Below are 25,774 nucleotides of genomic sequence, written 5' to 3' on the forward strand. Positions count from 1 at the left end.
GAACCGCCGTTGCGCGCCGGGCCGCAACCCCCAAGGGTTGCGGCCCGTCGCATGGTCGGGGGCTGGCCTGTTCAGGCCACCGGCTGAATGTCGAGCGAGGCGAGCAGGCCGCGGATGCGGCGCTCGATCTCGTCGCGGATGGGGCGCACGGCCTCGATGCCCTGGCCGGCGGGGTCGTCGAGCTCCCAGTCCTCGTACCGCTTGCCGGGGAAGATCGGGCACGCGTCGCCGCAGCCCATGGTGATGACGACGTCGGACGCCTGCACGGCCTCGGTGGTGAGCACCTTGGGCTGCTCGGCGGTGATGTCGATCCCGGCCTCGGCCATGGCCTCGACGGCGACGGGGTTGATCCGGTCGGCGGGCATCGAGCCGGCCGAGCGGACCTCGACGGCGCCGCCGGACAGGGCGCGCAGGAAGCCCGCGGCCATCTGGGAGCGGCCGGCGTTGTGCACGCAGACGAACAGCGCGGACGGCTTGTTGGTGGTGGTGTCGGTCATGGTGGCTCCGTCGGGTCTCAGGTGGTGGGCAGGTCGAGGTCGGGGACCAGGTCGGCGAGCAGGGCGCGCACGCGGGTGTCGAGCTCGTCGCGGATGGCCGCGACGCCGGCGGGTGACGCGAGGGCGGGGTCGCCCACGAGCCAGTCCTCGTACCGCTTGCCGGGCAGGATCGGGCACACGTCGCCGCAGCCCATGGTGATCACGACGTCCGCGGCGCGGACCGCGTCGTCGGTCAGCGGCTTCGGGAACGCCTGCGGGTCATCCACGCCGAGGGCGGCGAGTTCGGGCCGCACCGCAGGGTGGACGTCGGCAGCCGGGGTCGAGCCGGCGGAGCGCACGACGACACGATCGCCGGCGTAGTGATGCACGAGCGCGGCGGCGAGCTGGGAGCGGCCGGCGTTGGCGACGCACACGAACAGCACCTGCGGCGGGCCCGCGTGCGTGCTGTTGCTGGCGTCGCGGGTCAGGTCGGCGATGCGCTGGCGGGCGAACCGTTCGGTCAGGGTCAGCAGGTGTGCGGAGACCTTGGCCGAGCGGGCGAGCGCGGTGTACGACTCGCGCACGGTCCGCAGCACGACGTCGGCGCCCAGGTCGGGGTGCGCGGCAGCGAGCTCGCGGGCGAGCCGGTCCAGGGCGGCGTCGGCGTCCTCGAGCCCGGTCAGGTGCGGGTGCGGGCCCAGCGCGTCCAGCGCGACGGGCGCGAAGGACTCCAGCAGGGTACTGATCGCGGCCTTGTACCCCGGGGTGATGCGGTACCAGACCCAGGTGCCGCGCCGCTCGGAGGCCAGCACCCCAACCTCGCGCAGCACCTTGAGGTGGTGCGACACCGTCGGCTGGGACACGTCGGTCAGCTCGGCCAGGTCGCACACGCACGCCTCCCCGCCCGGTGCGGTCGCGAGGAAGGACAGCATCCGCAGCCGCAGCGGCTCGGCCAACGCCTTGAGCGTAGCCGCGACCACGCCCGCGGCTTCAGTGCCGATCGCGTGCGCCTCGATGCTGGGCCCGCAGTCCGGGTCCTGCACGGTCAGCGGCAGCGCGGCACGGGTCGTCTCGGTCGTCATGACCTCACCTCGTCAAGGTCTCGCGGAACACCGTCCACCTCGCCGGTGGCGTCGGGTGCGACGGTGGTGGCGTAGGGGTCGACGTCGAACCAGCGGCGCGCAACCCACAGCGACACGTAGACCAGGCCCACCAGGACGGGGACCTCAATGAGCGGCCCGACGACCCCGGCCAGCGCCTGCCCAGAGGTGGCGCCGAAGGTGCCGATCGCGACCGCGATCGCGAGCTCGAAGTTGTTGCCCGCCGCGGTGAACGCCAGCGTGGTCGAGCGGGCGTACCCCAGCCGCAGCGCCCGCCCGAGGACCATGCCCAGGCCCCACATGACGGCGAAGTAGACCAGCAGCGGCAGCGCGATCCGCGCGACGTCGAGCAGGTGGGACGTGACCTGCTCACCCTGCAGGGCGAACAGCAGCACGATCGTGAACAGCAGCCCGTACAACGCCCACGGACCGATGCGCGGCACGAACCTCGACTCGTACCAGTCGCGGCCCTTGCCCCGCTCACCGATCCGGCGCGAGGCGAACCCGGCCACGAGCGGGATTCCCAGGAAGACCAGCACGTTCAGCGCGATCTGCCCGACCGAGACCTCCAGGCCCTGGGTGTCCAGGCCGAGCCAGCCCGGCAGCACCGTCAGGTAGAAGTAGCCCAGCAGGGAGAACGCGACGACCTGGAACACGGAGTTGATCGCGACCAGGACGGCGGCGGCCTCCCGGTCCCCGCACGCGAGGTCGTTCCAGATCACGACCATGGCGATGCAGCGCGCGAGGCCGACGATGATCAGACCGGTGCGGTACTCGGGCAGGTCGGGCAGGAACGTCCAGGCCAGGGCGAACATCAGCGCCGGGCCGACGATCCAGTTCAGCAGCAGCGAGCTGGCCAGCAGCTTCTTGTCCCCGGTGACGGCGGCGACCCGGTCGTAGCGCACCTTCGCCAGCACCGGGTACATCATCACCAGCAGGCCCAGCGCGATCGGCACCGAGATCCCGCCGACCTCCATCGAGGCCAGCACGTCCGACAGCGCCGGCACGAACCGGCCCAGCAGCAGTCCGGCGACCATCGCCAGCCCGATCCAGGCCGGCAGCCACCGGTCCAGCGTGGACAGCCGACGCGTCGTCACCGCCTCCGCGCTCACCGTGCCTCCTCCAGTGCCGCGGGGAGCCCGTCGGGGTTGGGCACGGCCGGGGTGCCGGCAAGGGACTGCTCGCCCTCGGCGTCGGCCACCTCGGTGAGGTAGGACTGCGCGTCGAGCGCCGCGGCGCAGCCGGACCCGGCGGCGGTGATCGCCTGGCGGTACGTGTGGTCCACCGCGTCGCCGCAGGCGAAGACACCGGGCAGGTTGGTGCGGGTGGAGCGGCCCTCGACGAGGATGTAGCCCTCGTCGTCCAGGTCAATCTGACCCTTGACCAGGTCGGTGCGCGGGTCGTGCCCGATGGCGACGAAGAGGCCGGTCGTGTCGAGCTCGCGCTCCTCACCGGTGACGGTGTCGCGCAGCGTCAGGCCGGCGACCTTGTCCTCGCCCGAGATGCCGACGACCTCGCTGTTCCACGCGAACTCGATCTTCGGGTCGGCCTGGGCACGGTCCGCCATGATCTTCGACGCGCGGAGCGAGTCGCGCCGGTGCACGATCGTCACCTTCGACGCGAAGCGCGTGAGGAAGGTCGCCTCCTCCATCGCGGAGTCCCCGCCGCCGACGACGGCGATGTGCTGGTCGCGGAAGAAGAACCCGTCGCAGGTGGCACACCACGACACGCCACGGCCGGAGAGCTGCTTCTCCTCGGGCAGGCCCAGCTCGCGGTACGCGGAGCCCGTGGCGAGGATGACCGCACGAGCCTTGAACGTCTCGCCGCCACCGGTCACGACCGTCTTGACGTCACCCGTGAGCTCGACCTGCTCGGCGTCGTCCCACAGCACGCGGGCACCGAACTTCTCGGCCTGCTCGCGCATCGCCTCCATAAGGTCAGGGCCCTGGATGCCGGTCGGGAAGCCGGGGAAGTTCTCCACCTCGGTGGTGTTCATCAGGGCGCCGCCCGCGGTGACGGAGCCCGCGATGACGACGGGTGCCAGACCAGCCCGCGCGGCGTACACGGCCGCGGTGTAGCCCGCCGGGCCCGAACCCACGATCACGACGTCATGAACCTGCTGTATCGACATGCCTCTATATTGAACGCTGTCGATGCAGATGTCTACTCCCGCCGCTAGGTCGAAGGTGGGACCGACTGCCGCACCGTGTCCAGCCTCGTCCCGCCGGCCGGCGGCCCGACCAGGGGCTTCACGCGGGTCGCGAGAGCGGCGAGCGCTGCGAGACTGGCGACAACAGCCAGGATCACGTAGGTCGCCGGGTAGGAGCTGGTGGCTTCCTCGAGCGCGGCAGCGGCCCACGGCGCGAGGGCCATCGCCAGAGTCGTGGGTGCGTTGAGGATGCCGAACAAGGTGCCGAACCCCGTGGTTCCCCACCGGTCACTGATCGCGGTGGACTGCAAGAGTGTGTAGGCGCCGCGACCGAGGCCAAGGACGATCGCGACCACGATGAGCGCGACGGGTGGCCCGCCAAGAAGCCCGACGGCCGCGATCGCGAGGCCGACGGCGGCCAGGATGATGCTCGCGCGGGGTGCAGGCGCGGTGCGAGTCGCGATCGGGCCGTAGGCCAGGCGCCCGAGCAGCTGCCCCGCGCCGGACAGGCCGAGCGCCCATGCCGCGGCCGTGGGGTTCAGGCCGCGCCAGGTCAGCATGGGAACCAGGTGGATCGTGGCGGCGTACATCGCGAACGCGCCCAGCGAGGTGGCGACGGTCAGGCAGACGAACGCTCGTGACCGGGCGACAGGCCGCCACTGGTCGCCAGTCGACGCCACGCCAGTCGACGCCGCGGTCGGTGCGTGCGACGGCCACGGGGCGCGCAGCCCGATGGCATGGGCTGGGACCGTGACGGCGGCCAGCACGGCGGCCAGGACGAGGTAGGTCTGCCGCCAGCCCATGTGCTCGATCAGGGCCGAGGTCACCGGCGCGAAGATCGTGCTGGCCAACCCGCCGACCAAGGTCAGCACGAGGAGCGCTCGGGCCCGCCCGTCGCCGTACCAATGGGTGATCGCGGTGAACGCGGGCGCGTAGAGCACCATCGACTGCGCCACCCCGGCCAAAACCCAGGCGACGACGAACCATCCCAGTGCAGGTGCGAGCGCGACGCCGACCACGGCGAGGGTCCCGAGCGCTGATCCGACGGTCATCACCGCACGGGGCCCGACCTTGTCGATGCGCCGGCCCACGAGCAGGCCGGATGCCGCGGCGGCCACCAGTGCCGCGGAGAACGCGGCCATGCTGCTGGTCTGAGTCCACCCGGTATCGGCGGTGATGGACGGCAGGGCCACCGGAAACGTGTAGTAGAGGACGCCCCAACCCACCACCTGCGTCAGGCACAGAGTGCCCAGCGGACCGCGAGGAGCCTGCCCGTCGACGGTCGGTGTCACGACCGGACCAGGGCCGGGGCATGCGTCGCGACCGCGGCCGCGACGTAGGCGGCATCGCGGTGCACCCCGCGCAGCGTGTTCGACGCGAACGAGCGCTGCATCTCAAGGCCTACGTACCCGAGGCCGCGATGCGTGAGTGAGATCCCGCCGCGATGGAGCGGCGCGCCGTGTTCGTCGAGAGCACCCAGACCACGCAGATAGCTCACAGAGGGTCGATACCCCGTCGCCAGAACGAGCGCATCCACGTGCTCGCGACTCCCGTCACTCCACACCACGTCGTCACCATCGAGTGCGGTGAACATCGGTCGCCGGCGCACCGTGCCAGTCTCGAGCGCGACACGGTAGGAGCCGGTGTCCAGCACGAGGGGCGCACGCACCAGACGCTGGAGCACCGTCGGCGGGAGGCGATCGAAACCCAGCGTGCGGAACCAGAAGTGCACGTCTCGTCCTAGCGGTCGCTGGCTGAGGAACGCGACCGGGCTGCGCGTGGCGAGCGTCAGGTCACTGACCGCCGCCAACTCGTGGGCGATCTGCACCCCGGAGTTCCCGCCACCCACGACGATCACCCGCCGCCCCGCAAGCGAGCTGGGATTGCGATAGTCGGCGGCATGGAGCACCTCGCCGGTAAAACCCTCCAGGCCGGGCAGCTTCGGGTACACCGGATTGGCGAGCGACCCCGTAGCCGCGATCACACCATCGGCCTCAAGCTGGTCGCCCGCATCCGTGTGGACGGCGTAACCGGCCCCGGCTGCCGTCACAGCCTCGACGCGAGTGCGGGTGCGGATCTCGACGCCGAGATGGGCGGCGTACCCCAGCAGGTGGTCGACCACCTCGTCCCGGTGGGGATAGCGGTCAGGATCTCCACCGAAGACGAACCCAGGGAAGCCGCTGTACCTGGCCGGGGAGAACAGACGCAGGCTGTCGTAGTACGACGGCCACGAACCGGCCGGCCGATCCCCAGATTCCAACACGAGCGGCTCCAGGCCTCGCCTCTGAACAGCCCATGCCGCCGCGAGGCCAGACTGCCCGCCGCCGATGATGATCACCCGATGCGTTGAAGACGTAGCCACCCGGACAATCTATCGACATTTGTAAATGTATCAATGGGATGCTCTACCTCGGGGCCACCGGCGGGGCCGTCAGCACCCTCGCCCCGCGATCGAAACCGACCGATTCTGAGGCGCGCCAATATCGGGTTCTGGACGTTTCGAAACCTCGTGGTCAGAGCGGCGCGAGGAGCATGAGGATCTCGTCGCGGTTGTCGTCTCCTGTGAGGCGGAGGGCGTCGGGCCATCGCCCGATCTCCTTCCAGCCCAGGCGGGCGTAGAAAGTTTCGAGCCCGACGCCGCCGCGGGCGGCGAGGTGGAGTTGTTCGAGGTGCATTTCGTCGCGGGCGATGCGGCGAGCCTCGTTCATGAGGGCAGTTCCGAGACCTCCTTGCAGGGTGGGGCGGGCCTGGAGGTGGTGGATGGTGCCCCAGTGAGCGATGAGCGGCCCTGGGTCGCGCCGGAGGTTGAGCCAGCCGGCGAGCTGGCCGCCGTGCTCGGCGACTAGGAGACGACTGGTCTGCGGGTCGAGCTTCTGGGTGATGGCGTCGAGAAACGGCATGACGTCGACGGCCTCTACCGGCGGGAAGGGGAAGCCGGCCGCGCCGCCGGCGTTGGTCACCTCGACCCAACACGCGGTCAGGGCGTGCCGCAGGTCGGCGGTGACGCCGCTGGGGTCGGTGAGCTGGGTGAGAGAAGGGTGCGTGCTGGTCACGGGTGCTCCTGGGCGGTGGCGGTCGCCGAGTGCGCGGTCACGGTGAGATCGACGGTCCCGACCGCGGGTAGTGCGTGGCGGAGGGCATGCTCGGCGGCCGCGGCTTGCTGGTCCGCGGTCGCGACCGTGGTGCCGGGTGCAAGGTGCAGGCGGGCTTGCACGACGAGGCTGTGTCCGGACCAGCGTAGCCGGACGGCGGAGGCCTGCTCAATGCCCTCGACGTGTTCGAGTGCGTGGCGGGTACGTCGGGTCAGGTCGGGGTCGACACCGTCGAGGAGTCGTCGGCCGACGTCGCGGGCGGTGCCCCACAGCAGCACGAGGATCGTGGCGGTGATGAGCAGGCCGACGATCGGGTCGGCCAGCGGGAAGCCAGCCCAGACACCGGCGACGCCGAGGACGACGGCGAGCGAGGTGAACCCGTCGGTGCGGGCGTGCACGCCGTCTGCGACCAGGGCGGCCGACCCGATGCGGCGTCCGACGCGGATGCGGTAGACAGCGACGGCCTCGTTGCCGGCGAACCCGACGACGCCCGCGGCCAGGACCCAGCCCAGGTTGTCCAGCGGCTGGGGTTCGGCCAGACGGCGGATCGACTCGACACCGGCGACGATTGCGGACAGGGCGATCATCGCGACGATGAACAGGCCCGCGAGATCCTCGGCCCGCCCGTAGCCGTGGGTGTAGCGGTCATTCGCGACCCGGCGCCCGAGCAGGAACGCGATCCACAGCGGGACCGCGGTCAGCGCGTCGGAGAAGTTGTGGATCGTGTCGGCCAGGAGGGCGACCGAGCCGCTGATCGCGACGATCGCGAGCTGGGCGGCGGCGGTCAGGCCGAGGACAACGAGGCTGATCTTGACCGCCCGGATGCCCTGACCGCTGGCCTCCAGCGCGTCGTCGATCGAGTCGGCCGCGTCGTGCGAGTGCGGCACGAACACCTCGTGCAACCACCCCTTGAACCCCGACGGGTGACCGTGGCCGTGCTCGTGATCGTGGTCGTGCTCATGCGGGCGCCCGTGGTCGTGCTCGTGGGAGTGCGGGTGCTCGTGGAGCTCGGCCGACGGCCTGTTGGTGGTCACGACAGGGTCCCGTGCTCGTCGGGGTGGCTCGTGTGGTGGGCGGGCTGCTCGTCCACGGCGTGCTGTGCCTGGAACACCGCCTGCGTCACAAGCTTGCGAGCGTGCTCGTCCACGAGCGAATAGAAGACACGGTTGCCGTCCTGACGGGCCCGCACGATCCGGCCCCAGCGCAGCTTCGCCAGATGCTGAGAGACCGCGGTCGGGGACTTGTCCACGACGTCGGCCAGGTGGTTGACCGACATCTCCTCGTCGCGCAGCGCCAGGATGATCCGCACCCGCGTTGGGTCGGCCAGCAGAGAGAACACCTCGACGGCCAGGTCGACGTACTGCGACTCGACTCCGAACGTGCACGCCTTCGTATCTTCGCGCATACGCAGATACTAACGGTGCCGGAGTGTCGTGAGTCCTTGACGTCTGGCCGCACCAACAGGCCGACGGCTCCGGCCTGAAGTCGCCGGAGCGCTTCGTTGTGCTTCGACTCAGGTTCACCCGTGACCACAGCTGGCCCGCCCTGGGAAACTCAAGCATGGTGCAGACGTCGGAGTCCCGTGAAGCCGCCTACTGGGACCAGTGGAGCGCGGACAACCGAGAGCGCCGTCAGGGCGAGGTCTCACACCGGCAGGCCTACTTCGTCAGGAAGTGGCTCGATCGGATCGGCCGTCGCGACCTGCGGATCCTTGAGGTCGGGTGCGGCGCAGGATGGTTCGTCGACCAACTCGTCGAGTACGGGACCGTCACCGGCGTCGACCTCACCCCGACGATCCTCGAGCGTGCGCGCAAGCGTGTCCCGCAGGCAACGTTCCTCACCGGTGACGTCCTCGTCGTCGACCTCCCCCTGGGATCCTTCGATGTCATCGTGGGGCTCGAGGTCCTGTCCCACGTTGAGGACCACCAGGCGTTTATCGCGCGCCTGTACGAGCTCCTTGCCGACGGCGGACACCTGATGCTCGCCACCCAGAACCGGCCCGTGCTGCAGAACCACTGCAACATCGCCCCACCGCACCCGGACCAGCGTCGCCGCTGGTTCTCCCGCGACGAACTGATCGACCTCACCGGCGAGTACTTCTCCACGATCCGCCTGCACTCCGCGACCCCGCTCGCCCACAAGGGCTACCGCCGCATCCCCACCGCTTGGCCGATACGCTGGGTCCTGGAGAAGTACCTCGGGCCGGCGTGGGCCCGCGCCTGGGCCTGGCCCCAGGAGTGGGCCGGCTGGGGCTTCACGCTCATGTACCACGGGCGGAAGAAGCCGAGCTAGTTCTTACAGCAATAGATCGTGACCATGACGTGGGAGTGATGCTGTGCCTCGCGGCCACCGCCGACGGTTCGGTGTTCCACAGAAGGACTGACCCGTGTCGCGGTGGCCGTGCTGGGTCGAGCCTGATACGGGAGCTCCTGCGTCCCGTCACGGTCACGATCTACGGCCGTACTACTGGCCCTGCTGCGTAGCGGCGTATGCAGCAAGGACACGGGCCGTGCCGGCGCCGGTGTGGAGGAACTGCTGGTCGGCTTTGGCGACATCGTCCCCACCACCCCGTGGCTGCGCCTGGCCACCACCCCTCTGCAGGCACTGATCGGATTCGCCCTGCTGACGGCCGCCGTGTCCTGGACCCGCAGACCTACCCGGCCCTGACCCGGCGCCGCACGCTCTCCCTGCGCCTGGAGATGATCCACCGCTCCGGCGGACCCGACGCCCTCGACGCGGTGGACGCACCCACCGCGGCCAGGATCCCGGAGGACCTCGCGGCCGGCGGGGTCCAGGTCCGCACCGACCTCACCCAGTACGCCGAGACCTACTACTTCCGAGAAGCCGCCCCCGAGGCCGCCCTCGCCGTGACATTGAGCCACGCAGAGGCACTCGCGCGCGCCTCCGATCCGAGCGCAACAGCCACCGCCTGGCCGCAACCATCATGACGCGCAGCCTGGACGACCTCGCCAGCGTCCTAAGCGTGGCCATGGTTACCAGCGACAGGTGCATGGCGTCGAGGAACCTGGTGCGCTCGCCGACGACCAGGCCGGGACTGTAGCTGAACCCTTCGGCCAGGTGAGGCCAGTAGACGAGCGCGCCACCAGTCAGGACGAGCACGCCCCAGGTTCCGATCGCGGCGACCACGGCGAGCGGGCCGCTCAGCTGGCGGGCGCGCCGGCCCAGACGCCCGCCATGACCGTGTGGCTGATCGCACCCTGGCCGCTGGGGTGGAACAGGCCGTGAAACACGTCCCACAGGGCGGCCGCGATCAGCACGGCGCCGGCGAAGGCGATCACCGAGCTCACGGGCCTGATGCAGGTCGGCCGTGTCGGCCTAGTCGCCGGGGCACTGGCGTTCGGCGGGCTCGTCGAAGTCCGGGACCGCTCGCTCCTGCGCCTGCTGCGACGTCGTGACGACGCCGTTGGCCTCGATGTCCTGGATGAGCCAGTCCATCTCGCGGATCTCGCGCCGCTGGGCCTCGCTGATCTCGACGGCGAGCTCGCACACACGCACGTCCTGGATGCCGGCGCGCTCGGACCGGGTGATGGCCAGGGAGTGGTGGGGGATCATCGCGCGCATGAACGCCGTGTCGTCGACGGTGGCCTGAGTGCGGTCCAGGACCGTACCACCGGTCAGCAGCAGGACGCTCGCGGCGACCACGGCGATGTTCGCCTTGGTGTTCTTGTACATGTTCAGCATCCAGGCGAGCATGACCAGCCCCATGGTGCCGCCCATGGTGATGGCCATGAACACGCGGCTCTGGCTGAAGCGCACGTGGTCCCACTGCCAGGAGCCGATGAACATCACCCAGTACATGGCCACCATGGCCGTCAGCAGCATCGCCGCGAAGCGCAGGTACATCGTCTTGGAGTGCGACGCACCCCCGTCGTGGCCGTGCTCGTGCTTCTCGTCGTGCTCGGCGTGGTTCTCCATAGCCACCGTTTCGGCCCTCTCGGCTTGACTGCGCGTTCGATGGATCGGTCCGGGAGCGTGAACCGAGTGCTCCCGGGCCGTGCTGCTCGGTCTTCTCAGGCGATCGTGGCGAGCAGCTCCTGGCACGCGGCCTCGCACTGGCGGCAGCACTCGGCGCACACGGCGCAGTGCTCGTGCATGCCGGCGTGCTGCTGGCACTCGTCGCCGCACGCGCGGCAGGCGGCGATGCACGCCTCGAGCTGGGCGCGGGTGATGTTGGCGTCGTAGCCGGTGTGGCGGGACAGCACCCGCGCGGTGGTCGCACAGATGTCCGCGCAGTCGAGGTTGGTGCGGACGCACTTGCGCAGGTCGGCCACCATCTCCTCGCTCAGGCACGCGTCGGCGCACGCGGTGCACGCCTGCGAGCACTCGACCAGCGTGTCGATGACCCGCGCCAGCAACTGCCGGTCGAGATTGATCGTGGCCGGATACGTCTCGAGCATTTCGGCAGTCTTCATGAGTCCTCCAGCATCGACGGGTCGCGCGCCCGTTCCGGCCGCGGGCGTGCCCACTCGACGCTAGAAGCGAAGACCGGTGCTCGCACGACGTCTGGGCCGTCGTCTAGTACAACGACCCGTACATCGTGGCCTGGCCTGCGGTGATGCCGTGAGGCAGGCTGGACCAAACCGGCCATTGCGTCAGGGTTCGGTACTTGTGTGGAACTTCGGACCGTCGGCGGTGGCCGCCGGACACAGCGCGGACGCTGGCCGGTGGGAAGCGGAGTTCGCGGCCGGCCTGGGACGGATCTCGGGCCGGTTCGCGCGCCGTGAGCCGCTGGCTCGTGCAATGGATCTGGTCGCGGGGCTAGTGGCGCCGTTGGAGCGCAAGAACTGCTGGACAATCGCCGAGCACGCTGGGCATGCCTCGCGGCACGGGTTGCAGCACTTGCTGTCCCGCGCGGTCTGGGATGCCGACGGGGCACGGGACGACGTGCGCGCCTACGTGCTGGACCACTTCGCCGATCCGGGCGCGGTGCTCGTGCTGGACGAGACCGGCGACCTGACGAAAGGCACCGGCGACCGTGGGGGTGCAACGCCAGTACACCGGCACCGCCGGGCGGATCGAGAATGCCCAGGTCGCGGTCTACCTCACCTACGCCGCCTCGGGCGGGCACGCGTTCATCGACCGCGCCGTGGCCGCCGGGACTCCGGCGGCGTGGGTCGCAGCCGACGAGGTCTACGGCGGTGATGCGAAGCTGCGCGCCCGCGTCCGCGGCCACGGGCTCGGGTATGTCATGCAGATCGCTGCCAGCCGGCAGGTCCGGACCCGCACCGGGAAGATCGCCGTGCGCGACCTCGCCGCCACGATGCCGCCTACGGCATGGCAGGCCTACAGCGCGGGCGACGGAGCCAAGGGGCACCGGTACTACTCCTGGCCGAGCTCGGCGAGAAGGACGGCGCGGTCGCGGGCGGTGAGCAGATGCTGCTCGTTCGCCGCAACGACGCCACCGGAGAGTTGGCCTACTACCTGTGCCACGCACCCAGACCGGTCCCGATGCGGACGCTGGTGCACGTGGCCGGGCAGCGGTGGCGCATCGAGGAGAACTTCCAGGCCGCCAAGGGCCACGTTGGCCTGCAGCACCAGGTCCGCCGCTGGGACTCCTGGCATCGATGGACCACCCTGGCCATGCTCCCACGCGTTCCTCACCGTCCTAGCGAACATCGCGCGCACGGACGAGAACCCCGAGCGTGGGGTGATTGCGATCACCGTCGCCGAAGCCCGCCGACTCTTCCATGCCCTCACCGGCACCATCACTCGAAGCGTCGAGCAGATCCTCGCCTGGTCCTTGTGGCGGCGACAACACCAAGCCCGAGCACGCACCGCCCACTCGCCCACTACCACCGACGACGCATCGCCGAGGGCCAAGGTAACGATCTACTGCTGTAGTACTAGGGCAGCTGACTGAACCCGATGAATGCCCGCTGTTCGTGATGTCGACGCTCTCGCGCGAAGATGCGCCAGGCGCCAGCGTAGGTCGTGGCTCGCTACGTCGAAGGGGCGTGTCGCCACCAACGAACGGCACCGAGAGAGGGTGCGATCACGAGGTTCTGTCGGTTCTCGACAACCCCTTGAGACGCTCCAAACTGACCGAATCTGAGGCGCACCAGAATCGGGTTCTGGAGGTTTCGTAACCTCGTTCGAGCCTCCTGGCTCGACGAGCGAGAGAGGCGCGAGGAGGAGGATCCTTGTCACGGTCGTCGCCCTCGGGGAGTCGCAGGGCGTCGGGCCTCACCCGGAGCCTGGTCGACGGTCAGCAAATCGCTGAACATGGCGGGGGTTCGCTAGCCTTGTGCGGTCATGCACGCGCTTCGCACGCTTCACACCCTGCTGGCGGATCCTCGTCGGCGTCTTGGTGCTGCGCTCATGATCGTCGTGCTGATCCTCGGCATCGTGACCATGCACGCGATGAGTGGCTCGTCGACCGCTCACGCGGGGCAGTCTTCGATGGAGGGCCTCGCGCAGGTCGCCGACACGAGCCCTGCGGGGGGTCCGGTCGCCGGCGCCATCGACCACGCGAGCGACGGGCCACAGTCGTGTGACCACGGATGTGGTGAACACGACCTGATGACAGCGATGTGCCTGATGGTGCTCGCGGTGTTGCTGATCCTGACAGTGCCGGTTCGCCGGGTCGTCTTCGTGGTCGGGCGGGTGCGTGCGGGCCCTCGGGGCGCTGTGCGGACACCTCCACTGCTTGTCAGAGCTCCGTCGCTGCACGTCCTAAGCATTTCTCGGACGTAGACCCCTGATCCCGATCCGTCGAGGCTCGACGGATCGCGAGCTGTCATGCCCGAGACCCGGTTGGGGTCCGGCAGTGGATCTACCCAAGAAAGGCCCACCTGAGATGAAGCGCATCTTTGTGCCCGCTCTCCTTGTCGCCGGCGTCGCCGTGCTCGGGGCGTGCTCGAACACGCAGGAGCCCGCGCACGACATGTCGACGATGTCGAGCCCGACGGCGGAGCAGTCGCCCGCCGAGTCTGCGCAGTTCAACGATGCGGACGTCGAGTTCGCGCAGATGATGATCCCACACCACCAGCAGGCGGTCGAGATGTCCGATCTGATCGCGGGCAAGTCCGGGATCGACCCGCGGATCCTGGATCTCGCCGCGCAGATCAAGGAAGCCCAGGCGCCGGAGATCGAACAGCTCACCGCGTGGCTCGAGCAGTGGGGCGCGCCGGTACCCGAAAGCGGCTCGATGGGGTCCATGGACTCGATGGACCACGGCTCCATGGGCGGGATGATGAGCGCCGAGGACATGCAGGCCCTGGAGGATGCCCGCGGCTCCGAGGCCGGTCGGCTGTTCCTGTCGCAGATGATCTCCCATCACCAGGGAGCCGTCGCGATGGCACAGACCGAGATCGACGAAGGTGAGAACCCGGACGCGATCGCCATGGCCAAGGACATCGTCGAAACCCAGCAGGCAGAGATCTCGACGATGAACGACCTCCTCGCGCAGAAGTGACCGCCCGGTGGCGCGCCGACCGGACTGTGTCGGTGCGCCACCGGTCCGCCCTCCGGCTTCTCGTTCCTCATCTAGCGCTAGGACGTGCGTTGATTTCTCCTGCCCTGAGGCGTGCCCGCATCCCCGCGGCCGTCGCGTTGCTGCTCACCTTGACCGCCTGCACCACTGACCCGGCAGACCCGTCCCCGGCATCGCCCGGCGCGTCTACGGCGACTGGGTCCGGCTCCTCGTTTGACCGGGCCGAGTTCTCCCACCTGCATGCCCTCGTCTACGACGAGCAGGCCCGTGCCCTGTACGCGGCCACCCACACCGGGGTCTGGGCGCTGCCAGGTCCCACGGCCCCCGCCGGGGCCGGCGAGATCACGCCGCAGCGCGTCGGCTCGGGCACCCAAGACACCATGGGCATGACTCTCGCCCCAGACGGCACGCTCCTCGCTTCCGGGCACCCGGGGCCTGGCGAGGCCCCCGACCTGGCCACACCGAATCTCGGGCTGATCCGCTCCACCGACGGCGCCGAGACCTGGGAATCGTTGTCCCTGGCCGGAGAGGTCGACTTCCACTCCCTTACCACGACCGAGACCGCCGGCGCCCTTCGGATCGCCGGCCTGGACTCGGGCACGTCTACCGTGCTGCTCAGCGATGACGCCGGCGGCACCTGGGACCGTGGCGCCACGGTCGCGGCCCATGACCTGGCGTTCATCTCCGGTGCCCCCGATCAGATCCTCGCCACCACTCCTGATGGCCTGCAGATCAGCGAGGACGCCGGGCAGACCTTCTCGATGCTGGACGGCGCACCGCTGTTGGTCTTCGTCGAGACCATGGATAACGGGGGCGTCGTCGGCATCGACACCGGTGGGGCGGTGTGGACCGCGTCGCGCGACGCGACCGGGTGGGAGTCTCACGGCAAGGTCTCAGGCGGTGCGCTGGAGGCCATGACCGCGGCGCCCGGACCTGATCCCGACGCGGCACCGATTCTGGTGGTCTCCACGGACGAAGGTGTCATGAGCAGCGCTGATCTCGGCGCCACCTGGGCATCTGTAGTGGAGATCTCATGACGCGGCGGATCTCCTGCCCGTCGAGACTCTCCGACGGTTGCCCCCAGCATCGTTACCAATCCGTGACATTCGGCTCGGGTCGCGGTATGTTCACCCCACCTCGCAGCCATGCGGGCCGCCGGAGCGGACGCCGAGCCCTGTCACCGCTTCGGACCACACGCACACGTCATGACAGGGACGGGGGACCCACTCAAGGGCGCTGTGGCGCCCTCGGGGTGAAGCCGTACGGGATGTTCCCGTCGGCCGGGTCAGTCTCCGACCCGAACCCGACAGCTAACCTCGCAGGCGTCAGGAGATGACCATGGCTTCACCTACCCCTCGCGGGCGCCATCGCGCCGCGCGCAGCCCGATCACCCCGCTGACCCCGCTGAGCCGGGCAGCCGCCGCGAGCGTGAGCACCGTCGCCCGCCGCAGCGCCTTGGCCCTGGCCGGTTCCGGGGTGCTCGTGTCGAGTCTGGGAGCCCCGGCAGGGGCACAGCCGGCGACGGACCACAGCAAGACGATGAACGCCGACGGGCTGGAGGCGATCACCGCCCAGGCCAGGCAGGCGCTGACCGCAGCCCCCGTCGTGGCGGTCCCGGCCGACGCCATCATCACGGTGGAGAGGGCCAGGAACGGCACCATCACCCCGGCGCCCGAACCCGCGCCTGAGCCTGAGCCTGAGTCCGAGCAGACCGAGGTGCCGACTCCGGCCAGTTTGTCCGAGCAGACCGGGGAGTCCGGCGAGACCGACGAACCTGCTGAGTCTGCCGAGCCGGACGATGATGCGGCCGGGGCGGAACCTGCCCCGCAGGTCCCGGACGCGGCCAACGTGTCGGCGGTCGTGGAGATCGCGATGCAGTACCTCGGGGTGCCCTACCAATGGGGCGGCTCCACGCCTGCGGGCTTCGACTGTTCCGGGTTCACCTCCTACGTCTATGCCGAGGCCGGGATCACCATCCCGCGCACGTCTTCCGGCCAGCGCGACGCCGGCACCGTCATCCCACGCGACGAGGCCCAGCCGGGAGATCTGATCTGGAGCCCCGGGCACATCGCCATCTACGCCGGTGGTGACATGCAGGTCGAGGCCCCGGTGCCCGGCAAGACCGTCCGGTACCGGTCGATCTGGCAGGACAACCCCACGTTCTTGCGGATGAGTTGACGAGCACCCGGCCCCCGCGCGCATTCTGCCGCGCGGGGGCTGAGGACGTGGCAGAGCGGTCTCTGACCGCGCGCCATGGCTGCACGTCTCCCCACCACCGCAAGGAATTCGATGAAGCACGCACACACCCACATGTCCCCGTCCCAACCGGCCAGGGCTCGCTCGGGCCGCGCGAAGGGGCGCCACTCCAAGGGCCGGCACGCCAGCCCTCCGGTCGCCGCCAATCGCACCACCCGCCGTATGGGCCGCCGCCTGCCCATCGGGCCCGGCATCGGCCTCGCCCTCGCGGTGACCGCCACGACGTCGTTCACCGTCGCGACCGCCGACAGCGACACCAGCCGCCGGGCCTCGGCAACAGAGCGCACGACGACCGAGCGGTCCTCAACGGCCGCAGCGGCTCATCTCGACGAGGCCTCGGTGGCCCCGCGGGTCGTGGTCGATCGTTCGGCGAAGATCTCCCGCAACGACAACCGCCCGGAGCGCATCAAGATCACTCCTGCACCCGAACCCGAGCCGGAGCCCCGCCGCGGGCAGAGCACCAGAGCGAACTCAGCGCCCGAGCCGGAGTCTGAGGAGGAGCCGGAGTCGGCCCTCGCGGGTTGTGACGGCGATGCCTCCGGGGCAGGGTCCAACGGGCAGGTTCCGTCCAGCGAGCTGTGCGACCTGTGGGACGGACAGACGCACGTGCGCGCCGACGCGGCCGTCACGTTGGCCGAGCTCAACGCCGCCTACACCGCCCGCTTCGGTGAAGCGATGTGCATCACCGACGGGTACCGCTCCTACGACCAGCAGGTCGCCGTGAAGGCCGAGAAGGGCTACCTCGCGGCAACCCCCGGAACTTCCAACCACGGATGGGGGCTGGCGGTCGACCTGTGCCCCGAGACGTACGCCGGAGAACGCTACTCCTGGCTCGCCGAGAACGCCCCGGCCTTCGGGTGGGACAACCCGCCGTGGGCCCGGCCCGGAGGCTCGAAGTACGAGCCGTGGCACTGGGAGCTGACCGAAGAAGTGGCCGAGGTCGAGTACTGACCCACGTGCGCACGATCGAAGCCCACCCCGCCTTGGCAGTGCGCGATCGACCCGACAAGGGCTGTGTCGCGAGGTCCCGCGACACAGCCCTTCGGGCAGCGGGCGGATCGCGGCGCTCACCTGCGTCGCGCTTGGCGTCCGCGCCCGCATGGCTCAGCGCGCGACCACCCGTTGCGACCCCGCCGACGCCGGTGTTGACTGCGGCGCGCCCCGGCGTGCGGCGGCGGCGGAGGCTGCGGGACTGAGGTCGAGGCGCCGTAGCAGCTGGGCATTCGCCGCCACCACTATCGTCGAGAGCGACATCAGGATCGCGCCCACCTCCATGGGCAGGACGAACCCGATGGGAGCCAGCACGCCGGCGGCCAGTGGCACGGCAGCGATGTTGTACCCGGCGGCCCACCACAGGTTCTGCTTCATCTTGCGATAGCCGGCCCGCGACAGCTCGATGACCGACAGTACGGAGCGTGGGTCGTCCGACGCCAGGATGACACCGGCCGAGGCGATGGCGACGTCGGTGCCGGCGCCGATGGCGATTCCGACGTCGGCCTGGGCGAGCGCGGGTGCGTCGTTCACGCCGTCGCCGACCATGGCAACGGTGCGGCCCTGTTGTTGCAGCTCGAGGACCTTCTCGCTCTTGTTCTCGGGGCGCACGCCCGCGAACACCTGGTCGATGCCCAGCTCCGCGGCGACGCTACGGGCCACTGGTTCGGCGTCACCGGTGATCATGACCGCGTGGATGCCGAGCAAGTGCAGAGCGTCCACGGCTTCGCGCGATTCCTGACGCACCTCGTCGGCCAGGGCCAGCGCGCCGGCGACCTGCCCGTCGACCAGGACGTGCAGCACGATGGAGCCCTCCCGCGACCACTCACCGGCCTGCTGAAGCGGGTCATTGTTGTGCTCGGCGAGCAGGTTCGGGCCGCCGACCGCGACGTTGCGGCCCTCGATGGTGGCAGACACGCCCACAGCCGTGGAGGCGCTGAAGTCAGACGCCTGCGGCACACGAAGCCCGCGCCGCTGGGCGGCGTCCACGATGGCTCGAGCGAGCGGATGCTGACTATCTGCCTCGGCCGCGGCCGCGCGGGCGATGAGGTCGTCCTCGGTCCCCTCGACGGCGACGGCGTCGTGGACCACCGGCTCGCCCTTGGTCAGGGTGCCCGTCTTGTCGAACAGCACGGCGTCTACGGTGCGCATGCGTTCCAGCGCGCCGCGGTCCTTGACCAGCACGCCACCGCGCGCCGCGCGCTCGGTCGAGATCGACACGACCAGAGGGATCGCCAGCCCCAGCGCGTGCGGGCACGCGATCACCAGCACCGTGATCGCTCGGACCACGGCCAGGTCGGGGCTGCCGACCAGGCTCCAGACGACGACCGTGATGACGGCGGCGAGCAGGGCGAACCAGAACAGCCAGCCGGCGGCCTTGTCCGCCAGCAGCTGGGCTCGGGTGGTCGAGGACTGGGCCTCGGCGACCAGGCGCTGGATCCCTGCGAGGGCGGTGTCCTCGCCCACCGCCGTCACCCGCACGCGCACGGCGTTATCGGTGGCGACCGTGCCCGCTACGACCGGGTCCCCGACCTCCCGCACCACGGGCCGTGACTCGCCGGTGATCATCGACTCGTCGACACTCGCGCTGCCCTCGACGATCTGCCCGTCGGCCGGAACCCGCCCGCCGGGGCGGACGATCACCACGTCGTCGAGCTCCAGCTGGGCCGGCGCGACGGTGATCACCTGGTCGCCGTCGACCTTCTCCGCCTCGTCGGGCAGGAGCGCGGCCAGGGAGTCGAGCGCCGAGGAGGTCTGCGCGAGGGACCGCATCTCCAGCCAGTGGCCCAGCAGCATGATCACGACCAGCAGCGCCAGCTCCCACCAGAAGTCCAGCTCGTGGGAGAGGATCCCTAGCGTCGCCCCCCATGAGGCCAGGAACGCGACCGTGATCGCCATCCCGATCAGGAGCATCATCCCGGGCTTGCGCCCGCGCACCTCGGAGACCGCGCCGGTCAGGAACGGCCATCCGCCCCACAGGTAGATCGCCGTGCCCAGGACGGGAGACACCGCCGCCAGGCCGGGAATGTTCGGGAGCCGGTATCCGAGCAGGCCCGCGAACATGCCGCTGAGCAGCACCGTCGGTACTGCAAGGATGAGCATGATCCAGAACAGTCGCCGGAACATCGCCACGTGGTCCATACCGTGACCGGCGTGCCCCGCGTGGCCGCTCGACCCGCCGTGGCCGCCCTCGTGGTCTGCGTGCTCCCGGTGGTCCGCCGGCTGAGGGTGATCGGGGTGGCCCTCATCGGACGGTCGAGGTACCCCTACGTGTTCATTGCGATTCGGCGGATCCGACCGACCTTCACCATGGTGGGCAGGCTCGTGCGCGTGGTCTGGGCGGGGGGCGGTCATCGCGTTCCCTTCCTCGATCTACCGCATACCCTTCCCGGGTATTTGCGGGTCCGCAAGGGCTGGCGCGCCCGGGGACTGGCGGGATCAGCTGTGCGGTCGCGATCACCACCAGAGCCACTAGGGCTCCGCGCTGGGTCACCGACTGGTTCTTGGCCACGCCTACCCTCCCGTTCGCAGCACACGGGCCGCGTCGTCGTCCCAGACCGCCGCCAGCCCGTCGGGTCCGACCAGGGCAGCACGCGGGCAGCACGGCGAGCGGCTAGACCCCATAGGGGTATCGAGTGGAGCAGCGCCGACCACCTCGTCTGCGTCTCCCTACAAGCGCTGCTGGCCGCTCAAAACTGACCGTTTCTGACACGGCCGCACCGCGTGCTCGAGGTGTGGTCTGCACCGTTAGCTGGCGGGGTTCTGTGGGTGGTATGTGGCGGTCAGTTAGCTGACGCCGATGACCAGGGTGCTGGCGGCGGCTTCGATGACGTCGTCGGTGATGGTGTCGAGCTCGTTGATCTTCAGGATGCGCTCGACCTGGGGGAAGAGGCGTTCCAGGAGCCGGAAGTTCCCGCGAGTGATGCGGGCGATGGCGGCGATGGCTTGGGCGTCGGTGAAGTCCGCGGGGTCGAGCGTCTTGCCGAGGGTGACCCAGTGCCGTTGCAGGACGAAGAGCAGTTCGTCATTGCCGAGCGGTCGGTATTGGTGGGCGAATCCGACGCGGCTGTAGAACTGTGGGTAGTGGCTGAACTGTTTCTCCAGGCCGGGCATGCCGATGAGGATGAGGGCGATGTTGTCGCGGTCGTAGCGGTCGCGCAGGAGTTCCAGAGCCGTGGCGCGGAGTCGTTCGGACTCATCGACGATGATCAGTTGCACGTAGTTCTCGAAGTGTCGCTTGCGTGACGTCACTATCGGGCCCTGCCCGACGGGGTGCAGGTGCTGCTCGATGCAGATGTTGGTGCGGGTGACGACCTCGTGGAGCTCCTCCTGCAAGGTCCGTGGGGTGGTCAGGACGCTGGGGGTGTAGAGCACGGTTCGGCTCTTGGCCAGCGCGGCGTAGACATTCGCGTCATCCTCGGTGCGAGGGCCCCAATCGGTCAGCAGGTCGTTGGTTTGGTCCCAGCGGGCGTAGCGGCGCGCGGACAGGGTCTTGCCCACGCCGGCGGGCCCGAAGCACAGGCCGATGGTGTGGCCGCGGCGTACGGCGTTGGCGAACTCGGTGAAGCGGCGGTGTTCCTTGGTCACGATGAAGCGCTGGTTCACCTCAGGTCCTCCTTGTAGACCTTCAACTTCCGTCGCGGCGCCGGCGGCGCCTTGGCCGGTGGGGTCGGGGAGGTGTGGGTGGCCACGACGGCGATGCGTTCGTTGATTCCTTCGCGGAGGGCGCGGCGGCGGGCGTTGCGGGCGGCTTGAATCTCTTTGAGGCTGACCTTCTGGCCGTGGTGGTCCTGGTTGACGGCCTTGCAGATGAACTCCTCGTGGTCGAAGACGCGGATCTCGGTGATGTCCCTGGGGTCGTAGCGGATGAGGACCGATCGGCCGACGTAGCCGGCCAGGGTCGGGGAGATGTAGCGCAGGCCCTGGAAGCGGATGCCGTCGCGGCGCACGATCCTGGTCTTGGCCACGGTCAGCAGCAGCCCGTCGAGGTCCTCGAGGCTCTCGGGCATGCGCGGCAGCCAACCGTCCCCGATCCACGCAGCGCGTGGTGAGGTGCCGATCTCGCTGTGGGGCCGGTCGTTGTAAGTGGTGACGAACGATTCCAGGGCGGTGTCGAGCTCTGCCAGTGACAGCTTCGGCGTGGGCCAGGGGTGCCCCCTGGTGATGTGTCCGGCGAGATCTGCCAGGAGCTCGGTGTTGACGGTGCCGAAGAACCTCTCGACCTTCCCGCGGCCCTGCGGGCGAGCGACGGTGGAGTGGACCAGCCGGATGTGCAGATCTACGGCGGTGGCGGTGAGCTGGTGGCTGATGAAGTCGCTGCCGTGGTCGACGTAGAGCACGTCGGGGATGCCGCACATCGGCCAGGCGAGGTCGGTCTTGTGCCAGATCGCCTGCCGCAGCGCCAAGGCCGTGTTCATCGCTGAGGGTGCGCCGAGGAAGACGGTGTAGCCGCAGATCGCCCGGGAGTGGTCATCGATGATCGCGGTCAGCCACGGCCGGGCAGGTTTTCCGTCGGTGCCCACCACGAGGATGTCGAGCATGGTGTGGTCGGCCTGCCACATCGCGTTGGGGTGCTCGGCACGCCGGCGCAGCGCCAGCTCGTACTTGTCGCGATATGACGCCGGCCCTTCCAGGGCGAGGGTGACCATGCCCGGGTCGAGGTCGGCGACGATCGCGCGCACCACGCCATAGGAGGGCACCGGCCACCCCTGCTCCTCGCAGATGGCACTGACCTTGCGGTGGATCGTGATGATCGCCGGGCGCGGCTTGCTCAACGCCAGCCCTTCGACCAACGACACGAGCTCGGCGGGCAGGCGATGGCTACCGGCATCAGCGCGCCTCCGCGTTCCGAGACCCGTATACCCCTCGGTGCGGAAGCGGGCGTGCCAGCGCTCCAGCGTGCGCAGCCCGACACCGGTGTCCCGGGCCAGCGCGGCGAGCGGGATCTGGTCCTCGACATGAAGCCTGAGGATTTGCCAGCGCTCGGCCGCGTCCATGACCTACACGGCGCTTCTCGACTGCCTTGGTTGCACCATTGGGGCGCTGTTGCGGTTCAGAGCACGGTAGATGGTGGCGCGGCTGACGCCCAGCACCGCACCGATCTGCGCCACCGTCATCTCGTTCTGCTCATACATCCGCCTCGCCGCCTTGACCTGATCCGGCGACAGGGCGGGCGGTCGCCCGCCTTTGCGGCCACAGGCCCGGGCGGCGGCCAGTCCTGCGTGGGTGCGCTCACGGATCAGGTCGCGCTCGAACTCGGCCAACGCGGCGAAGACATGGAACACCAGCCGCCCACCCGAGGAGGTGGTGTCGATCGTCTCCTGCAGGGAGCGGAACCCCACGCCGCGCTCGGACAGGATCTGCAGCTGGTCGATGAGGTGCCGGATTGAGCGACCCAGCCGGTCCAGCCGCCACACCACCAGCGTGTCCCCCGGGCGCAGCTGGTCCATCAGCTTCTCCAGCTCGGGCCGGTGGTCCAGGGAGCCCGAGATCGTGTCGACGAAGACCCGGTAGCACCCGGCGGCGGTGAGCGCATCGATCTGCAGTGCGGCGTGTTGATCGGTCGTCGACACACGCGCATAGCCCAGCAGATGCCCCATGGCGTTGACTGTAGCGATACTCATCCAGCACGGGAAGTATCGAGCCATAGAATCCGGCACTGAGTTTCGTTACAAACGCTATGGATCGAGAACCGCGAAGTGTCAAGCATCCTGAGGAGTACGGCAGCCCTCGTCGTCGTTGTAGCGGAATCGTTCGTTTACGGGACGACAGGCCGTCCCATATGACGCACCGTCACCGGACAACCCTTCTCGGGCGGTCTTGCGAACATTCGGGCGTGGGTTTCCGCCGATGACCTGCACCGCCTCCGCAACGGGTTCCTCCTACGGGACGGACAACTGGACCGACCGCAACCGCTGCGAGGGCGGACCACTGAGCGTTAGGGGGTCCCGTCCGGCTCCGATGCCCTCTCCAGGCTTCGGACCGCTGCCAGGCGGTGGAGCTCAGACCGTCGGATGAGGAGTGCGGCAACGGGCGCCCGCGATCGCGCTGGCGGCGTGATGATTGGTCGTCATTCGCGCCCTTGTTCCTTCGCGCACCATCCGACGATGTTCGCCGCGGCCGGCGGCGTGCCCGCGTTGCGGGCGGAGTCGTTCAGTCGCGAGCGATGCGAAGGGCGACCCAGAGCGCGCACCTTCGGCAGATGTAGGCCGGTTCGCTCCCGAGTGCGTGGAGCGACCTTCGTGGCCGCTGGCGGCCGCAGCACGAGCATCGTTGCTGGGTGTCATCGGCCATGTCGCGATGGTGCCACGGGCCGGTGACCTTCGCGGGTCACAGGTAGCGGCAGACGTCCTCGGGGGAGCATGTGGCCGGGTCGCCGGTGGTGGCGTGCTCGCGCAGGATGGCGATCGTGGTGCGTAGCTGCGCGAGCTCGGCGAGCTGCCGGTCGATGACCGCGAGGCGGGTGTCGAGCAGGTCGGTGACGTGCTGGCAGGGGGCCTGGCCCCGGTCTCGGATGGCCAGCACCTGGCCGATCTGGGCCAGGGTCAGCCCGGCGGCTTGGCCCCGGCGGATGAAGTGCAGCCGGTCGAGCACCTCGGGGCCGTAGTCCCGGTACCCCGCCGGGCTGCGGTCGGGGTCGGGGAGGAGTCCGACGTCCTCGTAGTACCGCAGGGTCTTAGCTGTCGTGCCCGACGCCTGAGCCACCTCACCGATCCGCATGCCACTCATTCTGCCTTGACCTTCCAGTGCACTGGAAGGTCGATCCTGGTCCTGAGGCGCGGCAACAAGGGAGGACTTATGACGGCAACGGACAAGAGCAGGTCGTATGACCTGGCAGTGATCGGGTCCGGTGGGGCGGCGTTCGCGGCCGCGATCCGCGCCACCACCCTGGGCAAGCGGGTGGTGATGATCGAGCGCGGCACCATCGGCGGTACCTGCGTGAACACCGGGTGTGTGCCCTCCAAAGCCCTGCTCGCGGCCGCCGAGGCCCGCCACGTCACACTCGACGCCGCCCGGTTCCCCGGTCTGCCACTCCCCGACGCCCCACCGGTCGACATGCCCGCCATGGTCGCCGGCAAGGACAAGCTCGTCGGATCGCTGCGCAGCGAGAAGTACGCGGCCCTGGCCGCCGAGTACGGGTGGGCCCTCCACCCCGGCGAGGCCACCTTCGTCGGCACACCGACTGAGCCGGCACTCCGCGTGACCGGCCCGGACGGCACGGCGGAAACCGTCCGGGCCGCGCACCACCTCATCGCTACCGGCTCCACGCCCTGGGCGCCGCCGGTCCCCGGCCTGCAGGAGGCCGGTTATCTGACCTCGACGACCGCGATGGAGCTGGACCACGTCCCGGAGTCGCTGCTGGTCATCGGCGGCGGCTACGTCGCCATGGAGCAGGCCCAGCTCTTCTCCCGCCTCGGTGCCCAGGTCACCATGCTCGTCCGCTCACGGCTGGCCTCCCACGAGGAACCCGAGGCCGCCACCGCCCTGGAAGAAATCCTCGCCGACGAAGGCATCGAGATCATCCGCGGCGCGGTGCCCACCGCGGTGCGCCGCGACCCGGCCACCGGCGAGGTCACGGTCACCGCCACCACCGCCGACGGCTCACACGAGCTCCGCGCGGCCGAGCTCCTCGTTGCCACCGGCCGCCGCCCGGTCACCGGCACGCTCGGCCTCGACACCATCGGCGTGCGCGCCGGCAAGCGCGGCGAGGTCATCATCGACAGCCACCTGCGCACCACGAACCCGCGGATCTGGGCCGCGGGTGACGTCACCGCCCACCCGCAGTTCGTGTACGTCGCCGCGGCCCACGGCGCCCTGGTCGCCGACAACGCCCTCACCGGAGCCGGCCGGGAGGTCGACTACCGCCACCTGCCCCGGGTCGTGTTCACCAGCCCCGCCCTGGCCTCCGTCGGAATGACCGACCAGCAGGCCCGCACTGCCGGGATCCGCTGCGACAGCCGCGTCCTGCCCCTGGCGCACGTCCCGCGCGCCATCGTCAACCGTGACACCCGCGGGCTCATCAAGATCGTCACCGACGCCGACACCGGCCGCATCATCGGCATCACCGCCCTCGCCCAGGACGCCGGTGACCTCGCCGCCGCCGGCGTCTACATCCTCGAGGCCGGCATGACCACCGACCAGGTCGCCAACCTCTGGAGCCCCTACCTGACCATGGCCGAAGGCCTCAAACTCACCGCCCAAACCTTCACCACCGACATCACCAAACTCTCCTGCTGCGCAGCATGAACCCGCACAGG

At 69.7% G+C, this 25,774-nt stretch carries 26 protein-coding genes, 1 pseudogene and 1 riboswitch; of the genes and pseudogenes, 10 read left to right on the forward strand and 17 right to left on the reverse strand.

Features of this window, described 5'->3' with window-relative positions; translation table 11 throughout:
• Positions 1-71: 71 nt before the first annotated feature.
• From ACFUVW_RS00005 to ACFUVW_RS00045, 9 genes are all read right to left on the reverse strand, one after another.
• Positions 72-497: an arsenate reductase ArsC gene (locus ACFUVW_RS00005; protein ID WP_430569293.1), complete on the reverse strand. Its 426-nt coding sequence runs from the start codon at positions 495-497 to the stop codon at positions 72-74.
• A 17-nt stretch (positions 498-514) separates the two neighbouring features.
• On the reverse strand, positions 515-1,558 hold the full coding sequence (locus ACFUVW_RS00010; protein WP_430569294.1) for a metalloregulator ArsR/SmtB family transcription factor: 1,044 nt from the start codon (positions 1,556-1,558) through the stop codon (positions 515-517).
• Positions 1,555-2,688 (reverse strand): ACR3 family arsenite efflux transporter, encoded by a 1,134-nt coding sequence (gene arsB / locus ACFUVW_RS00015; protein ID WP_430569295.1) that lies wholly within the window; start codon positions 2,686-2,688, stop codon positions 1,555-1,557. The genes ACFUVW_RS00010 and arsB overlap by 4 nt, the downstream gene beginning before the upstream one ends.
• Positions 2,685-3,707, reverse strand: a complete 1,023-nt coding sequence (gene trxB, locus ACFUVW_RS00020) for a thioredoxin-disulfide reductase (RefSeq protein ID WP_430569296.1) — start codon at positions 3,705-3,707, stop codon at positions 2,685-2,687. The genes arsB and trxB overlap by 4 nt, the downstream gene beginning before the upstream one ends.
• Before the next feature lie 44 nt (positions 3,708-3,751).
• The gene (locus ACFUVW_RS00025; RefSeq protein WP_430569297.1) at positions 3,752-5,017 is read right to left on the reverse strand and encodes an MFS transporter; all 1,266 of its coding nucleotides are present in this window, start codon (positions 5,015-5,017) and stop codon (positions 3,752-3,754) included.
• The gene (locus ACFUVW_RS00030; protein ID WP_430569298.1) at positions 5,014-6,063 is read right to left on the reverse strand and encodes a flavin-containing monooxygenase; all 1,050 of its coding nucleotides are present in this window, start codon (positions 6,061-6,063) and stop codon (positions 5,014-5,016) included. Before ACFUVW_RS00030 ends, ACFUVW_RS00025 begins: the two co-directional genes overlap by 4 nt.
• Positions 6,064-6,238: 175 nt before the next feature.
• Entirely contained in the window at positions 6,239-6,778 is a 540-nt protein-coding gene (locus tag ACFUVW_RS00035) for a GNAT family N-acetyltransferase (protein ID WP_430569299.1), read from the reverse strand.
• The gene (locus ACFUVW_RS00040) at positions 6,775-7,851 is read right to left on the reverse strand and encodes a cation diffusion facilitator family transporter (protein WP_430569300.1); all 1,077 of its coding nucleotides are present in this window, start codon (positions 7,849-7,851) and stop codon (positions 6,775-6,777) included. Before ACFUVW_RS00040 ends, ACFUVW_RS00035 begins: the two co-directional genes overlap by 4 nt.
• On the reverse strand, positions 7,848-8,222 hold the full coding sequence (locus tag ACFUVW_RS00045; RefSeq protein WP_430569301.1) for an ArsR/SmtB family transcription factor: 375 nt from the start codon (positions 8,220-8,222) through the stop codon (positions 7,848-7,850). Before ACFUVW_RS00045 ends, ACFUVW_RS00040 begins: the two co-directional genes overlap by 4 nt.
• A 155-nt stretch (positions 8,223-8,377) precedes the next feature.
• Between ACFUVW_RS00045 and ACFUVW_RS00050 the strand changes: the two genes are divergently transcribed.
• From ACFUVW_RS00050 to ACFUVW_RS00060, 3 genes are all read left to right on the forward strand, one after another.
• Complete coding sequence (locus ACFUVW_RS00050; RefSeq protein WP_430569302.1) at positions 8,378-9,109, forward strand: class I SAM-dependent methyltransferase; 732 nt, start codon at positions 8,378-8,380, stop codon at positions 9,107-9,109.
• A 231-nt stretch (positions 9,110-9,340) separates the two neighbouring features.
• Positions 9,341-9,484, forward strand: coding sequence for an ion channel (locus tag ACFUVW_RS00055; RefSeq protein ID WP_430569303.1), 144 nt, complete (start codon positions 9,341-9,343; stop codon positions 9,482-9,484).
• Positions 9,485-9,516: 32 nt separating this feature from the next.
• Positions 9,517-9,765, forward strand: a complete 249-nt coding sequence (locus ACFUVW_RS00060; RefSeq protein ID WP_430569304.1) for a hypothetical protein — start codon at positions 9,517-9,519, stop codon at positions 9,763-9,765.
• Positions 9,766-9,978: 213 nt separating this feature from the next.
• Here the strand turns inward: ACFUVW_RS00060 and ACFUVW_RS00065 are convergent, their stop codons facing one another.
• The 3 genes from ACFUVW_RS00065 to ACFUVW_RS00075 all read right to left on the reverse strand — a co-directional run bounded on the left by ACFUVW_RS00065 (position 9,979) and on the right by ACFUVW_RS00075 (position 11,250).
• Positions 9,979-10,125, reverse strand: a complete 147-nt coding sequence (locus ACFUVW_RS00065) for a hypothetical protein (RefSeq protein WP_430569305.1) — start codon at positions 10,123-10,125, stop codon at positions 9,979-9,981.
• A gap of 28 nt (positions 10,126-10,153) precedes the next feature.
• On the reverse strand, positions 10,154-10,753 hold the full coding sequence (locus tag ACFUVW_RS00070) for a DUF305 domain-containing protein (protein WP_430569306.1): 600 nt from the start codon (positions 10,751-10,753) through the stop codon (positions 10,154-10,156).
• Between the two features lie 95 nt (positions 10,754-10,848).
• Positions 10,849-11,250: a four-helix bundle copper-binding protein gene (locus ACFUVW_RS00075; RefSeq protein WP_430569307.1), complete on the reverse strand. Its 402-nt coding sequence runs from the start codon at positions 11,248-11,250 to the stop codon at positions 10,849-10,851.
• A gap of 277 nt (positions 11,251-11,527) precedes the next feature.
• Here ACFUVW_RS00075 and ACFUVW_RS00080 point away from each other — a divergent pair.
• From ACFUVW_RS00080 to ACFUVW_RS00105, 6 genes and pseudogenes are all read left to right on the forward strand, one after another.
• Positions 11,528-12,698 (forward strand): annotated as a pseudogene (locus ACFUVW_RS00080) (IS701 family transposase).
• A 392-nt stretch (positions 12,699-13,090) separates the two neighbouring features.
• Positions 13,091-13,531 (forward strand): DUF6153 family protein, encoded by a 441-nt coding sequence (locus tag ACFUVW_RS00085; protein WP_430569308.1) that lies wholly within the window; start codon positions 13,091-13,093, stop codon positions 13,529-13,531.
• Positions 13,532-13,634: 103 nt separating this feature from the next.
• Positions 13,635-14,252 carry a DUF305 domain-containing protein gene (locus ACFUVW_RS00090; RefSeq protein WP_430569309.1) on the forward strand — a complete coding sequence of 206 codons (618 nt, stop codon included), beginning with the start codon at positions 13,635-13,637 and terminating at the stop codon, positions 14,250-14,252.
• An 89-nt stretch (positions 14,253-14,341) separates the two neighbouring features.
• Positions 14,342-15,307: a F510_1955 family glycosylhydrolase gene (locus ACFUVW_RS00095; RefSeq protein WP_430569310.1), complete on the forward strand. Its 966-nt coding sequence runs from the start codon at positions 14,342-14,344 to the stop codon at positions 15,305-15,307.
• A 148-nt stretch (positions 15,308-15,455) separates the two neighbouring features.
• Positions 15,456-15,609: riboswitch (cyclic di-AMP (ydaO/yuaA leader) on the forward strand.
• Positions 15,609-16,448, forward strand: a complete 840-nt coding sequence (locus ACFUVW_RS00100) for a C40 family peptidase (RefSeq protein ID WP_430569311.1) — start codon at positions 15,609-15,611, stop codon at positions 16,446-16,448. (Overlaps the previous riboswitch by 1 nt.)
• A 111-nt stretch (positions 16,449-16,559) precedes the next feature.
• Entirely contained in the window at positions 16,560-17,477 is a 918-nt protein-coding gene (locus ACFUVW_RS00105; RefSeq protein ID WP_430569312.1) for a M15 family metallopeptidase, read from the forward strand.
• 153 nt (positions 17,478-17,630) lie between these two features.
• Here the strand turns inward: ACFUVW_RS00105 and ACFUVW_RS00110 are convergent, their stop codons facing one another.
• The 5 genes from ACFUVW_RS00110 to ACFUVW_RS00130 all read right to left on the reverse strand — a co-directional run bounded on the left by ACFUVW_RS00110 (position 17,631) and on the right by ACFUVW_RS00130 (position 24,236).
• The gene (locus ACFUVW_RS00110) at positions 17,631-19,871 is read right to left on the reverse strand and encodes a heavy metal translocating P-type ATPase (protein ID WP_430569313.1); all 2,241 of its coding nucleotides are present in this window, start codon (positions 19,869-19,871) and stop codon (positions 17,631-17,633) included.
• A gap of 432 nt (positions 19,872-20,303) precedes the next feature.
• Positions 20,304-21,122 (reverse strand): AAA family ATPase, encoded by an 819-nt coding sequence (locus ACFUVW_RS00115; protein WP_105185971.1) that lies wholly within the window; start codon positions 21,120-21,122, stop codon positions 20,304-20,306.
• On the reverse strand, positions 21,119-22,513 hold the full coding sequence (locus ACFUVW_RS00120) for a Mu transposase C-terminal domain-containing protein (RefSeq protein WP_105185970.1): 1,395 nt from the start codon (positions 22,511-22,513) through the stop codon (positions 21,119-21,121). Before ACFUVW_RS00120 ends, ACFUVW_RS00115 begins: the two co-directional genes overlap by 4 nt.
• Before the next feature lie 3 nt (positions 22,514-22,516).
• On the reverse strand, positions 22,517-23,116 hold the full coding sequence (locus ACFUVW_RS00125) for a recombinase family protein (RefSeq protein ID WP_430569314.1): 600 nt from the start codon (positions 23,114-23,116) through the stop codon (positions 22,517-22,519).
• Positions 23,117-23,846: 730 nt separating this feature from the next.
• Positions 23,847-24,236, reverse strand: a complete 390-nt coding sequence (locus ACFUVW_RS00130; protein ID WP_028708020.1) for a heavy metal-responsive transcriptional regulator — start codon at positions 24,234-24,236, stop codon at positions 23,847-23,849.
• Positions 24,237-24,314: 78 nt separating this feature from the next.
• On the opposite strand from ACFUVW_RS00130, the gene merA reads away from it, so the two are divergent.
• The gene (merA, locus tag ACFUVW_RS00135; protein ID WP_396049645.1) at positions 24,315-25,763 is read left to right on the forward strand and encodes a mercury(II) reductase; all 1,449 of its coding nucleotides are present in this window, start codon (positions 24,315-24,317) and stop codon (positions 25,761-25,763) included.
• Positions 25,764-25,774 lie beyond the last annotated feature (11 nt).

Source organism: Isoptericola sp. NPDC057391 (genome assembly GCF_042668085.1).
Lineage (GTDB): Bacteria > Actinomycetota > Actinomycetes > Actinomycetales > Cellulomonadaceae > Isoptericola.